At 62.4% G+C, this 15,333-nt stretch carries 12 protein-coding genes and 2 pseudogenes; 3 read left to right on the top strand and 11 right to left on the bottom strand.

Annotated features, from left to right (window positions below; genetic code table 11):
• Nucleotides 1-9: 9 nt before the first annotated feature.
• The 9 genes from rplB to rpsL form a co-directional block, all read right to left on the bottom strand.
• Nucleotides 10-843: a 50S ribosomal protein L2 gene (rplB, locus tag AC1RZR_RS22485; protein WP_027026960.1), complete on the bottom strand. Its 834-nt coding sequence runs from the start codon at nt 841-843 to the stop codon at nt 10-12.
• Nucleotides 844-865: 22 nt separating this feature from the next.
• Nucleotides 866-1,159 (bottom strand): 50S ribosomal protein L23, encoded by a 294-nt coding sequence (locus tag AC1RZR_RS22480; protein ID WP_379097707.1) that lies wholly within the window; start codon nt 1,157-1,159, stop codon nt 866-868.
• Nucleotides 1,156-1,776, bottom strand: coding sequence for a 50S ribosomal protein L4 (gene rplD / locus AC1RZR_RS22475; protein WP_481826034.1), 621 nt, complete (start codon nt 1,774-1,776; stop codon nt 1,156-1,158). The genes AC1RZR_RS22480 and rplD overlap by 4 nt, the downstream gene beginning before the upstream one ends.
• Nucleotides 1,776-2,489, bottom strand: coding sequence for a 50S ribosomal protein L3 (gene rplC, locus AC1RZR_RS22470; protein WP_111548978.1), 714 nt, complete (start codon nt 2,487-2,489; stop codon nt 1,776-1,778). Before rplC ends, rplD begins: the two co-directional genes overlap by 1 nt.
• A gap of 61 nt (nt 2,490-2,550) precedes the next feature.
• Complete coding sequence (rpsJ, locus tag AC1RZR_RS22465) at nt 2,551-2,859, bottom strand: 30S ribosomal protein S10 (protein ID WP_010909272.1); 309 nt, start codon at nt 2,857-2,859, stop codon at nt 2,551-2,553.
• Nucleotides 2,860-2,928: 69 nt separating this feature from the next.
• Nucleotides 2,929-4,104, bottom strand: a complete 1,176-nt coding sequence (gene tuf / locus AC1RZR_RS22460) for an elongation factor Tu (protein ID WP_013531404.1) — start codon at nt 4,102-4,104, stop codon at nt 2,929-2,931.
• 66 nt (nt 4,105-4,170) lie between these two features.
• Entirely contained in the window at nt 4,171-6,261 is a 2,091-nt protein-coding gene (fusA, locus tag AC1RZR_RS22455) for an elongation factor G (RefSeq protein WP_379078891.1), read from the bottom strand.
• Nucleotides 6,262-6,290: 29 nt separating this feature from the next.
• Nucleotides 6,291-6,761, bottom strand: a complete 471-nt coding sequence (rpsG, locus tag AC1RZR_RS22450; protein WP_008875664.1) for a 30S ribosomal protein S7 — start codon at nt 6,759-6,761, stop codon at nt 6,291-6,293.
• A gap of 75 nt (nt 6,762-6,836) precedes the next feature.
• On the bottom strand, nt 6,837-7,208 hold the full coding sequence (gene rpsL / locus AC1RZR_RS22445) for a 30S ribosomal protein S12 (RefSeq protein ID WP_006333356.1): 372 nt from the start codon (nt 7,206-7,208) through the stop codon (nt 6,837-6,839).
• Between the two features lie 463 nt (nt 7,209-7,671).
• Between rpsL and AC1RZR_RS22440 the strand changes: the two genes are divergently transcribed.
• The 3 genes from AC1RZR_RS22440 to AC1RZR_RS22430 all read left to right on the top strand — a co-directional run bounded on the left by AC1RZR_RS22440 (nt 7,672) and on the right by AC1RZR_RS22430 (nt 10,224).
• Nucleotides 7,672-7,953: a transcriptional regulator gene (locus AC1RZR_RS22440; RefSeq protein WP_481826033.1), complete on the top strand. Its 282-nt coding sequence runs from the start codon at nt 7,672-7,674 to the stop codon at nt 7,951-7,953.
• Between the two features lie 7 nt (nt 7,954-7,960).
• A complete protein-coding gene (locus tag AC1RZR_RS22435) occupies nt 7,961-9,082 on the top strand; it encodes a PLP-dependent cysteine synthase family protein (RefSeq protein WP_481826032.1) in 1,122 nt (373 codons plus the stop codon).
• A 215-nt stretch (nt 9,083-9,297) separates the two neighbouring features.
• On the top strand, nt 9,298-10,224 hold the full coding sequence (locus AC1RZR_RS22430; RefSeq protein ID WP_481826031.1) for a Gfo/Idh/MocA family protein: 927 nt from the start codon (nt 9,298-9,300) through the stop codon (nt 10,222-10,224).
• 6 nt (nt 10,225-10,230) lie between these two features.
• Here AC1RZR_RS22430 and AC1RZR_RS22425 read toward each other — a convergent pair.
• Nucleotides 10,231-10,897, bottom strand: a pseudogene (locus AC1RZR_RS22425) (O-methyltransferase).
• Between the two features lie 159 nt (nt 10,898-11,056).
• Nucleotides 11,057-15,254, bottom strand: a pseudogene (gene rpoC, locus AC1RZR_RS22420) (DNA-directed RNA polymerase subunit beta').
• Between the last annotated feature and the right edge of the window lie 79 nt (nt 15,255-15,333).

Genomic DNA, 15,333 nt, shown 5'->3' with positions numbered 1-15,333 from the left:
TACCTCTTCTTAGCTCTTGCGCTGATGGCGCGAGCGCAGGATGAACTTGTCGGTCGCCTTGTTGGACCGCGTCTTCTTGCCCTTGGTCGGCTTGCCCCAGGGCGAAACCGGATGGCGGCCACCCGAGGTGCGGCCTTCGCCGCCGCCGTGCGGATGGTCGACCGGGTTCATGGTCACGCCGCGATTGTGCGGACGCTTGCCGCGCCAAACCGTGCGGCCGGCCTTGCCGTCATTGATGTTGCCGTGGTCCGGATTGGACACGGCACCGACGGTGGCCATGCAGGAGCCGTGAACGACACGCTGCTCGCCCGAGTTGAGGCGCAGGATCGCCATGCCCTGGTCACGACCGACCAGTTGGCCATAACCACCTGCCGAACGGGCAACCTGAGCGCCCTTGCCCGGCTTCAGCTCGATGTTGTGGACGATGGTGCCGACCGGCATCGAGGCCAGCGGCATCGCATTGCCAGGCTTCACGTCGACGGCTTCACCGGACACGATCTTGTCGCCGGGAGCCAGACGCTGCGGAGCGATGATGTAGGACAGCTCGCCATCGTCATACTTGATCAGCGCGATGAAGGCGGTGCGGTTCGGATCGTATTCGATGCGCTCGACAGTGCCGACAACGTCGAACTTGCGGCGCTTGAAGTCGATGATGCGGTACGAACGCTTGTGGCCACCACCGATGAAGCGGGCGGTGATGCGACCGTGATTGTTGCGGCCGCCCGACTTGGTCAGGCCCTCGGTCAGACCCTTGACGGGCTTGCCCTTGTAGAGGCCCGAGCGGTCGACGATGACCAGCTGGCGGGTGCTCGGCGTTACCGGGTTGAATTTTTTCAGTGCCATTGTTCTGTCCTCGCGGCCTTGCTCAGAGACCCGTCGCGACGTCGATCGACTGGCCGTCGGCCAGCGTCACAATCGCCTTCTTGACGTCGCTCTGGCGGCCGATCGTGCCGCGGAAGCGCTTGATCTTGCCCTTGCGGACAAGCGTGTTCACGGCCATCACCTTGACGCCGAACAGCGCTTCGACGGCGGCCTTGATTTCCGGCTTCGACGCCTTCTTGGCGACGTTGAAGACGACCTGGTTGTTCTCGGAGGCCATGGTCGACTTTTCGGTGATCGCCGGCGAGACGATCACGTCGTAATGACGAAGGTCGGTCATTTAAAGCGCTCCTCGAGAGCCTCGACGGCGGCCTTCGAAAGGACCAGCGTGCCGCGGCGCAGAATGTCGTAGACGTTGATGCCCTGGATGGGCAGCACGTCGATGTTGGGGATGTTCGTCGCCGCCAGCTTGAAGTTCTTGTCAAGCTCGGCACCGCCGATCACCAAAGCGTTGGTCAGGCCCAGCGTCGCGAAATTCGCGATCAGCGCCTTGGTCTTGGCCTCGGTCAGCTTCAGCTCGTCGATGATGATGATCGACGCGCTCTTGGCCTTGGCCGAGAGAGCATGCTTGAGGCCGAGCGCGCGAACCTTCTTCGGCAGCTCGTGCTCATGGCTGCGAACGACCGGGCCGTGAGCCTTGCCGCCGCCGCGGAACTGCGGAGCGCGTGCCGAATGGTGACGGGCGCGGCCCGTACCCTTCTGCTTGTACATCTTGGCGCCGGTGCGCGCGATCTCGGCGCGGCCCTTGGCCTTGTGCGTGCCCTGCTGCTTCTTGGCGAGCTGCCAGCGCACGACGCGCTGCAGGATGTCTTCGCGCGGATCAAGGCCGAAAATCTCCTCGGAGAGTTTCACCTTGCCGGCGTCCTTGCCGCCAAGCGTTGTGATCTTGAGATCCATTATTCCGCTCCCTCTGTGGCCGGAGCCTCATTCTTGACAACGGCGCGGATCGCGGCGGGCTTCGGCGCATTGGCCGGCAGTGCCACCTTGGCCGCATCGCGGACCAGGATCCAGGCGCCCTTCGATCCGGGAACCGCACCGCGGATCAGGATCAGGCCGCGGTCGGCATCGGTCGAAACGATCTCGACATTCTGCGTGGTGACGCGGGTGTCGCCCATGTGGCCAGCCATATGCTTGCCCTTGAACACCTTGCCCGGGTCCTGGCGCTGGCCGGTCGAACCGTGTGTACGGTGCGAGACCGAGTTACCGTGCGTTGCACGACCACCGCCCATGTGGTGGCGCTTGATGACGCCCTGGAAACCCTTGCCGATCGTCGTGCCCGTCACATCGACCTTCTGGCCGGGGACGAAATGCTCGACGGTGATCTCGGCACCGACATCGATCATGTTGTCGGCGGAGACGCGGAACTCGGCGACCTTCGCCTTCGGCTCGACGGAAGCGGTCGCGAAATGGCCGCGCATCGCCTTCGACGTGTTCTTCACCTTGGCAAGGCCAACGCCGAGCTGAACGGCGGTGTAGCCATTCTTCTCCTGCGTGCGCTGCGCCACGACCTGACAGTTCTCCATCTGGAGAACGGTGACGGGAACATGTTCCCCGGCATCGTTGTAGATGCGGGTCATTCCCACCTTCTTTGCAATCACACCTGAACGCATCGGTTCAATTCCTTTAGAGTTCCGGGCCAGGGGCACCGCCCCTTACCGCGCTCTCATTCCCTTAGAGCTTGATCTCGACGTCCACACCGGCGGCCAGATCGAGCTTCATCAAAGCATCGACCGTCTGCGGGGTCGGATCGACGATGTCGAGCAGACGCTTGTGCGTGCGCATCTCGAACTGCTCGCGGCTCTTCTTGTCGACGTGAGGCGACCGGTTGACCGTAAACTTTTCGATCCGCGTCGGCAGCGGAATGGGGCCGCGGACGTTGGCACCGGTGCGCTTGGCCGTCGACACGATTTCCTTCGTCGAGGCGTCGAGCACGCGGTGATCAAACGCCTTCAGGCGGATGCGGATATTCTGTCCGTTCATGCGTCACTTCCTTGTTCTGGCGCGGCGCGGGCAACTCCTGCGCCCGCGACAGATCGGTTTAAGTCCAAATTACTCTTTGATGGTGACGACGATGCCGGCACCGACGGTGCGGCCGCCTTCACGGATGGCGAAGCGCAGCTTCTCTTCCATGGCGATCGGCACGATCAACTCGACATCGACCGTGATGTTGTCGCCCGGCATCACCATCTCGGTGCCTTCCGGCAGCGACACAATGCCGGTCACGTCCGTCGTGCGGAAATAGAACTGCGGACGGTAGTTGGTGAAGAACGGCGTGTGACGGCCACCTTCGTCCTTGGTCAGGATGTAGGCTTCAGCCACGAACTTCTTGTGCGGCTTCACCGTGCCCGGCTTGGCCAGAACCTGGCCGCGCTCGACACCTTCACGATCAACGCCGCGCAGCAGCGCGCCGATGTTGTCGCCAGCCTGGCCCTGATCGAGCAGCTTGCGGAACATCTCGACGCCGGTGCAGGTCGTCTTGGTCGTCGGACGGATGCCGATGATCTCGAGTTCCTCGCCGACCTTGACCACGCCACGCTCGACGCGGCCGGTCACAACCGTGCCACGGCCCGAGATCGAGAACACGTCTTCGATCGGCATCAGGAACGGCTTGTCGAGCGGACGAACCGGCGTCGGGATGTAGGCGTCAACCGCAGCCATCAGCTCGCGGATCGCGTCCTCGCCGATCTTCTTGTCCGAATCTTCCAGAGCCGCCAGCGCCGAACCCTTGACGATCGGAATGTCGTCGCCGGGGAACTCGTTCTTGGTCAAAAGCTCGCGAACCTCGAGCTCGACCAGTTCGAGCAGCTCGGCGTCGTCGACCTGGTCGACCTTGTTCAGGAACACAACGATCGACGGCACGCCGACCTGACGGGCAAGCAGGATGTGCTCGCGGGTCTGCGGCATCGGGCCGTCGGCAGCCGACACAACCAGGATCGCGCCGTCCATCTGCGCGGCACCGGTGATCATGTTCTTCACATAGTCGGCGTGGCCGGGGCAGTCGACGTGAGCGTAGTGGCGGTTGGCCGTCTCGTATTCGACATGCGCCGTCGAGATCGTGATGCCGCGCGCCTTCTCCTCGGGTGCCGCGTCGATCTGGTCATAGCGCTTGTATTCGCCAAAATACTTCGTGATCGCTGCCGTCAGCGACGTCTTGCCATGGTCAACGTGACCAATCGTGCCGATGTTCACATGAGGCTTGTTACGCTCGAATTTACCTTTTGCCATGTGATGTCTCCAATCCTGCTCGCCCGTGCGGGCCTTGAATTAAGTTAATGCTGCAACCCGTTCGAGTTACGCGTATTTCTTCTGTACTTCCTGGGCGACCGCAGTCGGCACAGGCTCATAGTGATCGAACTGCATCGTGTAGGCCGCGCGGCCCTGGCTCATCGAGCGCAGGTTGTCGACGTACTTGAACATGTTGGCGAGCGGCACCATCGCGTTGATAACCACTGCCACGCCACGTGCTTCCTGGCCCTGGATCTGGCCGCGACGGCCGTTCAGATCGCCGATGACGCTGCCGACGTAGTCTTCCGGCGTCACCACTTCGACCTTCATGATCGGCTCGAGCAGCTGCACGCCAAGCTTGGGTGCAGCTTCACGGAAGCAGGCGCGGCCGGCGATTTCGAAGGCCAGAACGCTGGAGTCAACATCGTGGTAAGCGCCGTCGATCAGCGTCGCCTTGACGCCGATCATCGGGAAGCCCGCGAACGGACCCGAGGTCATGACGCTGTTGATGCCCTTTTCGACACCGGGGATGTATTCCTTCGGAACGGCACCGCCGACGATCTTTGTTTCGAACTCGAATTCGCTGCTGTCCGGATTCGGCTCGAAGACGATCTTGACGCGGGCGAACTGACCGGTACCGCCGGTCTGCTTCTTGTGCGTGTAATCCTGCTCGTGCCTACGGGTGATCGTCTCGCGATAGGCCACCTGCGGTGCGCCGACATTGGCCTCGACCTTGAACTCGCGACGCATGCGGTCGACGATGATGTCGAGATGAAGTTCGCCCATGCCGGAAATGATGGTCTGGCCGCTTTCCTCGTCGGTCTTGACGCGGAAGGACGGATCCTCGGCGGCCAGGCGGTGAAGGGCGAGGCCCATCTTTTCCTGATCGTTCTTGGTCTTCGGCTCGATCGCGATCTGGATGACCGGATCCGGGAATTCCATGCGCTCGAGGATGACCGGATGCAGCGGATCGCTGAGCGTGTCGCCGGTGGTCGTGTCCTTGAGGCCAGCCAGAGCGACGATGTCGCCGGCAAAAGCCTCTTCGACGTCGGCGCGCGAGTTGGCATGCATCTGCAGCATGCGGCCGATGCGCTCTTTCTTGCCCTTCACGGTGTTGTCGACCGAGATGCCCTTGGTGAGCTTGCCCGAGTAGATGCGGGCAAAGGTGAGCGAACCGACGAACGGGTCGTTCATGATCTTGAAGGCGAGCATCGACAGCGGCTCGTTGTCGTCGGCGTGACGCTCGATCTCGGCGTCGGTCTTGGCATCGACGCCCTTGATGGCCGGAACATCGGCCGGCGACGGCAGATATTCGACGACGGCATCGAGCAGCGGCTGCACGCCCTTGTTCTTGAAGGCCGAGCCGCAGAACATCGGGTAGAACTTCACCGCGATGGTGCCCTTGCGGATCAGCGCGCGGATCTCGTCATTCGACGGCATCTTGCCTTCGAGGTAATTCTCGAGTGCCGTCTCGTCCATTTCGACGGCGGCTTCGATCATCTTCTCGCGGTATTCCTCGGCACGGGCCTGGAGGTCGGCCGGGATTTCGACGACGTCCCAGGCAGCGCCCAGCGTCTCGTCGCGCCAGACCAGCGCGTTCATCTCGACGAGGTCGACAACGCCCTTGAACTCGGTCTCGGCGCCGATCGGCAGCTGCATGACGACGGCATGCGCACCGAGGCGCGAACCGATCATCTCGACCGAGCGGTAGAAGTCGGCGCCGATCTTGTCCATCTTGTTGCAGAAGATCATGCGCGGAACGCGGTACTTGTCCGCCTGGCGCCAGACGGTTTCCGTCTGCGGCTCGACACCGGCATTGGCATCGAGCAGCGCAATGGCGCCGTCGAGCACGCGCAGCGAACGCTCGACTTCGATGGTGAAGTCGACGTGTCCGGGGGTGTCGATGATGTTGAAGCGGTACATCTTGCCGCTACGACCCTTCCAGAAGGTCGTGGTCGCGGCGGACGTGATGGTGATGCCGCGCTCCTGCTCCTGCTCCATCCAATCCATGGTGGCAGCGCCGTCGTGGACTTCGCCGATCTTGTGCGACTTGCCCGTGTAATAGAGGACGCGCTCGGTGGTCGTCGTCTTGCCGGCGTCAATATGCGCCATGATACCGAAATTGCGGTAGTCTTCGATTTTGTATTCGCGGGCCATCGTAGCTGCCTCTCAGTCTCGTTCGCGCTTTACCAGCGGTAGTGCGCGAAAGCGCGGTTGGCTTCAGCCATCTTGTGGGTGTCTTCACGCTTCTTGACGGCGGTGCCGCGGTTGTTGGCCGCGTCCATCAGCTCGCCGGAAAGGCGGTCGACCATGGTCGTCTCGTTGCGGTTGCGGGCCGCGGCGATCAGCCAGCGAATGGCCAGCGCCTGGCGGCGCTCGGGACGCACGTCGACGGGAACCTGATAGGTGGCGCCGCCGACACGACGCGAACGCACTTCCACATGCGGCGCGACATTGTCGAGCGCCTGATGGAAGACGGTGACCGGCTCCTGCTTGGTCTTCGACTGAACCTGGTCGAGCGCGCCATAGACAATGGTCTCGGCAACCGACTTCTTGCCGTCATACATGACGGCGTTCATGAACTTGGTGACGATCAGATCGCCGAACTTCGGGTCCGGATTGATCTCACGCTTTTCTGCACTGTGACGACGCGACATTTTTTCTCTGCCTCAATTATGCGTGGTGGCCTTGATCCCGGATGCTTGCCCGGGATGACCTTCGCTACGCTTCGGTCACTTCGGACGCTTGGCGCCGTACTTCGAACGGCGCTGCTTGCGGTTCTTCACACCCTGCGTGTCGAGCACGCCGCGGATGATGTGGTAGCGGACGCCCGGAAGATCCTTGACGCGGCCGCCGCGGATCATGACCACGGAGTGTTCCTGAAGGTTGTGACCTTCGCCGGGGATGTACCCGATCACTTCAAAACCATTGGTCAGGCGGATCTTGGCCACCTTGCGCAGCGCCGAGTTCGGCTTCTTCGGCGTCGTTGTATAGACGCGCGTGCAGACACCCCGCTTCTGCGGGTTCTGCTGCATGGCCGGGACCTTGTTGCGCTTCACCGGCGCAATGCGCGGCTTGCGGATCAGCTGGTTGACGGTAGGCATTAAACCCTCTTGTCTCTCAATTCCGTGTCTCGCCCGGTCAGGGCCGCTCAAAGCGTCATTTCCATACGCAAATTCGGGCCATAAACCGCGCCTCGCGGTCTTGCCCGAACAAATGGCAGAGGAAGCGGAAGCCGCTTCGTGCACGCCGGAAATGTCTTTTCGCTCGTAAAACGAACCCTGTTTGAGGCAAACTCCAAAGCGTGTCGCTTCGGAAGGGAGAGCCTCACATCGGTTCTGACTGGGCGGCTTCTACTCGTAAGCCCGCGAACCGTCAACCCCGGAGCGCCAAATATTGCATTGAAGCCGGGGCTTGGCAGCCATGCGAAAACCGCATGTAATTTTCTTTCGCCATTTTGCAAGCCCGAGGAAGAAAGTGACCGGCTTTTGGCTGTTGCACGGCAAGGCTTCATGCGAAAAAGGGGGCATGAACAGTACAAATTCCCTCGCCCGGAGGAATTGGCCCGTGAACGACAATGAGGAGCGCCCGGTCACCATCATCACTGGCCGGGTGTGGAAGAAAAAGGGCGGCAAGCCCGAAGGCGTGCATGTGATGCTGGTCGCCCCCGACGACGATTCGGCGGTGCGCCGGGCGCTCGAATTGCTCGCGGCGGAAGGTTACGCGGAGGCCGAGCTCGACCAGATCGGCGACATGGACGGCGTGCCGGACGAAGAGCCGCATCTTTCCGCCTTCCAAGGCGCGCTCGAAGGCGAAGTGTCGATCGTTACGTTCGACGTGCCGATCTGAAACCAGGATGCCGATGATGGCCGGACCAAAAGCGGTTGGACCTGCGTCCCGGACCTGGGCCGACCGCGCAGTCGCGGCAATCGAGGCCGACCAGCGCCGCTCGGCCGACACGCATCTGTGGAAACTTGATCTGCCGGCACTGGCCGGCATCGACTTCTATCTCAAGGATGAGTCCACCCATCCGACCGGCAGCCTCAAGCACCGGCTGGCGCGCTCGCTGTTTCTTTATGCGCTGTGCAATGGCCTGATCCGCGAAGGCGCACCGGTGATCGAAGCATCGTCGGGTTCGACCGCGGTGTCGGAAGCATACTTTGCCCGCATGATCGGCGTGCCGTTCTATGCGGTGATGCCGCGCTCGACGTCGCGCGAAAAGATCGCAGCCATCGAGCACTATGGCGGCAACTGTCACTTCATCGACGACGGCAGGCGCATCTATGCCGAGTTGGCCGAACTCACCGAGCGGCTTGGCGGCCATTTTATGGATCAGTTCACCCATGCCGAGCGCGCCACCGACTGGCGCGGCAACAACAACATCGCCGAATCGATTTTCGGGCAGATGCGCGAGGAGCGACATCCGATCCCGGCCTGGATCGTGATGAGCGCCGGCACCGGCGGCACGACCGCCACGATCGGCCGTTTCCTGCGCTACAAGCAGCATGCGACGCGGCTGTCGGTTGCCGATGTCGAGCGCTCCGCCTTCTTCGACGGCTATGCCACGCACGATCGCAATTGCCGCTGCGAACAGCCGTCGCGGATCGAGGGCATCGGCCGGCCGCGCATGGAGCCGTCCTTCGTGCCGGGCGTCATCGATCACATGCTGCGCGTGCCCGACGCGATCTCGCTGGCGGCGATGCGGGTGCTCTCTCGCCGGCTGGGCCGCCGTGTCGGCGGTTCGACCGGCACCAATTTCATCGCCATGTGCTTGCAGGCCGCGCGCCTGATCGAGGACGGCAAGGCCGGTTCGCTGGTGACGCTGATCTGCGATTCCGGCGACCGCTATGCAAACACCTATTATTCCGACGAATGGCTGGCCGCGAACAGCCTCGATCCCTCGCCTTTCGAGCCGGCCATCGAGGCCTTTCTGGCGGGCAAGAAACTGACGCTGCAGTTCGAGGAAAGCTGGGGCTGACTTTTCGGCTTCGGCTTGCCGGTTTCGGCTTGCCGGGGCAAATGTTCTGCCAGAGCGGTTCACCGTTTCACGGAAACGCCGAACCGCTCTATCTCTCTGTTTTATCGCAATTCCCCAAGGGAAAGCGCTTCGCGCTTTTCCCGAGAAAACCGCTTCACACTTTTCCTGGAATTGCTCTAAGAAACCACCACCATCATCCAACAGACGGAGCGGCCGTGTCCCAGCCCATCAAGATTGGCATCGTCGGTGTCGGCAAGATCGTCCGCGATCAGCACCTGCCGGCCCTGGCGAAAGACCAGGACTATCGCCTCATCGCGGCCGCCAGCCGGCATGGCAAGGTGGAAAACATCCCGAATTTTCCTGATATCGAAGCCATGCTCGGCGCGGTGCCTGAGCTCGAGGCCGTCTCGCTCTGCATGCCGCCGCAGTTTCGTTACGACGCGGCGCGCACAGCGCTGGAAGCGCAAAAGCACGTCTTCCTGGAGAAGCCGCCCGGCGCCACGGTCAGCGAGGTCGAGAATCTGAAAGCATTGGCCGTGAAGAACGGCGTCTCGCTGTTTGCCAGCTGGCATTCGCGCTATGCGCCGGCGGTAGAGGCCGCGCGTGCCTTCCTGAGTTCTGCCAGGATCAAGTCCGCCGCCATCAACTGGAAGGAGGACGTGCGCCGCTGGCACCCGAACCAGGAGTGGATCTGGGCGCCTGGCGGCTTCGGCGTCTTCGATCCCGGCATCAATGCGCTGTCGATCGCGACCCACATCCTGCCGGCGATGTTCATCACCTCGGCCGTGCTTGATTTTCCAGAGAACCGTGCCGCCCCGGTCGCCGCACACGTCACCTTCCGGACCTCGAACGGGTTGCCGGTGACGATGGATCTCGATTGGCTCCAGACCGGCCCACAAAGCTGGGACATTGTCGCCGACACCGACAAGGGCGCGATGGTGCTTTCAGGCGGCGGCTCGAAGCTGGCCATCGACGGCCGCGTCGTCCATGACGAACCGGAGGCGGAATACCCGATGCTCTACAAGCGCTTTGCAGAGATTGTCCGGGCCGGCACCTCCGATGTCGATCTGGCACCGCTGCAGCATGTTGCCGACGCCTTCATGCTGGGCAAGCGCAATGTGGTCGAGGCGTTTTTCGACTGAGCACCGTCAATCCACGATAGCAATCGCAAACCCGTCATAGCCCTTAGCGCCGACGGTCTGGATGGCGGTGCCGTCCAGCCGTTTGTTGCCGCCGATGAAGGAGAACGCCGCGCGTGCGCCTTCGACGTTGGCGTCATGGCCATCCTCATCGAGCACCGCGCCGTCACGGACGACGTTGTCGCAGACGATGACCCGTTCCCGGCCTCGACAGCCGCATGGCAAAGGACAGGTAGTTCGGGTTGTTCGGCTTGTCGGCGTCGATGAAGATGAGATCGAACGGACCGGCGTTCTCGGCGCTCAGCGCGGCAAGCGATTGAAGCGCCGGCCCGACCCGCAAGTCGACCCGTTCCGACACCCCTGCCCGCTCAAAATTCGAGCGCGCGACCCTGGCGTGGTGCGAATCGAGTTCCAGCGTCACGATCATGCCATCGGCAGCCAGTGCGCGCGCCATCCAGATCGTCGAATAGCCGCCCAGGGTGCCGATCTCGAGGATCCTCTTCGCGCCCTGAATGCGCGCCAGCAGCGAAAGCAGCTTGCCTTGCGCCGGCGATACGTCGATCGCCGGCAGGCCCTGGTCGTGGTTGGCTGCCAGAACGGCATCGAGCGCCGGATCCGCTTCGAACAGGGCGTCGACGATGTAGTCGTCGACAGAAGCCCAGGTCTTTCTGCTCATCGCTTCCTCCTCCGATCCAATTCGAAGCACAAAAGTCTCGCACAAACAAAAAAGCCGCCGGGTTGCCCCGACGGCCTTGTTGCCTGAGATTCCTGGAGCGGCTCACTGAGCCGCTCCATGTTTTGTTTGGCGCAATTCCTGGAATTGGCCCGGCCGCGCTTACTGCGCAGCGGTTGTCATATCGGCCAGCATCGGCTCGGCGACTTCCACACCGGAGGCCTTGCGGCGCTCGTCGATGATCAGTTCGTCGCGCGAGGTGGCGATGCGCCGGATCTGGCTCATCGTGCCGCCGGTGCCGGCCGGGATAAGCCGGCCGACGATGACGTTTTCCTTCAGCCCCTGCAGCATGTCGGTCTTGCCGGCAACCGCGGCTTCCGTCAGCACCCTGGTCGTCTCCTGGAAGGAGGCGGCCGAGATGAAGGACGGCGTCTGCAGCGATGCCTTGGTGATGCCCAAAAGCACCGGCTGGCCTTCGGCCGGCTTCTTGCCGTCCTCGATCAGACGCTCGTTGACCTCTTCCAGCTCGATCACGTCGACGTGGTCGCCCGGAATGTAGGTCGAGTCGCCCTGCGTGGTGATCTCGACCTTCTGCAGCATCTGGCGAACGATCACCTCGATGTGCTTGTCGTTGATCGACACGCCCTGCAGACGGTAGACTTCCTGGATCTCGTTGACGAGGTAGGAAGCAAGTGCCTCCACGCCCTTGATCGCCAGGATGTCGTGCGGCGCCGGATTGCCGTCGAGGATGTAGTCGCCCTTCTCGATGACGTCGCCGTCCTGGAGATGGAACGGCTTGCCCTTCGGGATCAGGTATTCGACCGGCTCAAGCGTCGAGTCATGCGGCTCGATGATGATGCGACGCTTGTTCTTGTAGTCGCGGCCGAAGCGGATCGTGCCGTCGATCTCGGCGATGATGGCGTGATCCTTCGGACGGCGTGCCTCGAACAGTTCGGCAACACGCGGCAGACCGCCGGTGATGTCCTTTGTCTTGGCGCTTTCCATCGGGATACGCGCCAGCACGTCGCCGGGGCGAACCTGAGCACCCGGCTCGACCGAAAGAATGGCCTCGACCGAGAGCAGGAAGCGGGCGTCACCGCCCTTCGACAGCTTGCCGACCTTGCCCTTGGCGTCCTGGATGGCAATCGCTGGCTTGAGGTCGTTGCCGCGCGGCGTCGAGCGCCAGTCGATGACCTCACGCTTGGTGATGCCGGTCGAACTCGTCGGCCGTTTCCTGAACGGAAATGCCGTCGACCAGATCCTCGTACGACACCCTGCCCTCGATTTCGGTGAGGACCGGGCGGGTATAGGGATCCCACTCGGCGATACGCTGGCCGCGCTTCACCTTGTCGCCATCGTCCACGAAGATACGCGAACCATAGGTGAGACGGTGCGTGGCGCGCTCCTTGCCGGTTTCGTCGAGGATCAGCACCGCCATGTTGCGGCCCATGACCATCTGCTGGCCGTCGGAGTTGCGCACCACGTTGCGGTTGCGGATCTCGACCTTGCCCTCGTAGGAGGCTTCAAGGAACGAGCTGTCCACCACCTGCGCCGTACCGCCCATATGGAAGGTACGCATGGTGAGCTGGGTGCCAGGCTCGCCGATCGACTGCGCCGCGATGACGCCGACAGCTTCGCCCTGGTTGACCGGGGTGCCGCGGGCAAGATCGCGTCCGTAGCAGACCGCGCAGACGCCAACCCTGACCTCGCAGGTCAGTGCCGAGCGGATGCGGACCGACTGGACGCCGGCCTTTTCGATCTTTTCCACGTCACGCTCGTCCATCAGCGTTCCGGCCTTGACCAGAATCTCGCCCGACACCGGATGGGTGATGTCGTCCAGCGACGTACGACCCAGCACGCGCTGGCCGACGGAAGCGACGACCTGGCCGGCATCGACGATCGGCTGCATGGTCAGGCCCTTGTCGGTGCCGCAGTCGACGGAGTTGACGATGCAGTCCTGCGCCACGTCGACCAGACGACGGGTGAGGTAGCCCGAGTTCGCCGTCTTCAAGGCGGTGTCGGCCAGACCCTTGCGGGCACCGTGGGTCGAGTTGAAGTACTCGAGCACGGTCAGGCCTTCCTTGAAGTTCGAGATGATCGGCGTCTCGATGATTTCACCCGACGGCTTGGCCATCAGGCCGCGCATGCCGGCGAGCTGGCGCATCTGGGTGGGCGAGCCACGCGCACCGGAGTGCGACATCATGTAGATCGAGTTCATCGGCTTCTGACGGCCATTGTCCTCGAACTCGACCGCCTTGATGCGGGCCATCATTTCGTCGGCGACCTTTTCCGAGCACTTGGCCCAGGCGTCGACGACCTTGTTGTACTTCTCGCCCTGGGTGATCAGGCCGTCATTGTACTGCTGCTCGTATTCCTTGGCCAAAGCCTCGGTGTCGGAGACCAGCTTGATCTTGGCGTCCGGGATCAGCATGTCGTCCTTGCCGAACGAAATGCCGGCGCGGCAGGCATGGCTGAAGCCAAGCGCCATGATGCGATCGCAGAAAATGACCGTCTCCTTCTGACCGCAGTGGCGGTAGACGGTGTCGATCATCTTGGAGATGTTCTTCTTGGTCATCTCCTGGTTGGCGGTCTCATAAGGCACGTTGACGTTCTTCGGCAGCAGCTCGCCGATGATCATGCGGCCAGGCGTCGTCTCATGGATCTTCGACACGACCTTGCCGTCGGCATCGACCGTCCGGAAACGACCGCGGATCTTGGAGTGCAGCGTCACCGCCTTGGTCTCGAGCGCGTGCTGGAGTTCGCCCATGTCGGCAAACACCATGCCCTCGCCCGGCTCGTTCTGGTTGACGATCGAGAGATAATAGAGACCCAGAACCATGTCCTGCGACGGCACGATGATCGGCGCGCCGGAAGCCGGGTGCAGGATGTTGTTGGTCGACATCATCAGCACGCGGGCTTCAAGCTGCGCTTCCAGCGACAGCGGCACGTGAACGGCCATCTGGTCACCGTCGAAGTCGGCGTTGAAGGCCGTGCAGACCAGCGGATGCAGCTGGATCGCCTTGCCTTCGATCAGGATCGGCTCGAACGCCTGGATGCCGAGACGGTGCAGCGTCGGCGCGCGGTTCAACAGCACCGGATGCTCGCGGATGACCTCGTCGAGGATATCCCAGACTTCCGGACGTTCCTTCTCGACCAGCTTCTTGGCCTGCTTGACGGTCGAGGAGTAACCCTTGGCGTCGAGACGGGCGTAGATGAAGGGCTTGAACAGTTCGAGCGCCATCTTCTTCGGCAGGCCGCACTGATGCAGCTTGAGCTCCGGACCGGTGACGATGACCGAGCGGCCGGAATAGTCGACGCGCTTGCCGAGCAGGTTCTGACGGAACCGGCCCTGCTTGCCCTTGAGCATGTCGGACAGCGACTTCAGCGGACGCTTGTTGGCGCCGGTGATGACGCGGCCGCGACGGCCGTTGTCGAACAGCGCATCGACGGCTTCTTGCAGCATGCGCTTTTCATTGCGCACGATGATGCCGGGGGCGCGCAGCTCGATCAGCCGCTTCAGACGGTTGTTGCGGTTGATGACGCGGCGATAGAGGTCATTCAGATCCGAGGTGGCGAAACGGCCGCCGTCCAGCGGGACGAGCGGACGCAGGTCCGGCGGAATCACCGGAACCACTTTCATGATCATCCATTCCGGACGGTTGCCGGATTCCATGAAGTTTTCGACGACCTTGAGCCGCTTCAGATACTTCTTCTGCTTCAGTTCGGACGTCGTCGAAGCCAGTTCCGAACGCAGGTCGCCGGCGATCTTCTCCAGGTCCATGCCGGCCAGAAGGTCGTGAATGGCCTCGGCGCCGATCATGGCGGTGAACGAGTCCTCGCCATACTCGTCGACGGCGATCATGTACTCTTCCTCGCTGAGCAGCTGGTGCTCCTTCAGCGCGGTGAGGCCAGGCTCGGTGACGATGTAGTTCTCGAAGTAGAGGACGCGCTCGATGTCTTTCAGGGTCATGTCGAGCAGCGTGCCGATGCGCGACGGCAGCGACTTCAGGAACCAGATATGGGCTACGGGCGCGGCGAGCTCGATATGGCCCATGCGCTCGCGGCGAACGCGCGACAGCGTGACTTCGACGCCGCACTTCTCGCAGATGACGCCCTTGTACTTCATGCGCTTGTACTTGCCGCACAGGCACTCATAGTCCTTGATCGGCCCAAAAATGCGCGCGCAGAACAGACCGTCACGCTCCGGCTTGAAGGTGCGGTAGTTGATGGTCTCCGGCTTCTTGATCTCGCCGAACGACCAGGACAGAATCTTCTCAGGGCTGGCAAGCGATATCCGGATGGAATCGAACACCTGCGCAGGCGCCTGCGGATTGAAGAGATTCATGACCTCTTGGTTCATGCCGTTCTCCTTTTCGGGGTCATCGAAAACCCCTTGCATCTAGCGCGGGCCAAACGCCCGCCGTCTTGTGTCGGCCACC

Source organism: Mesorhizobium bavaricum (genome assembly GCF_056781655.1).
The sequence above is the reverse complement of the archived record's forward strand: the minus strand, read 5'-3'. Positions and strand labels throughout refer to the sequence as shown.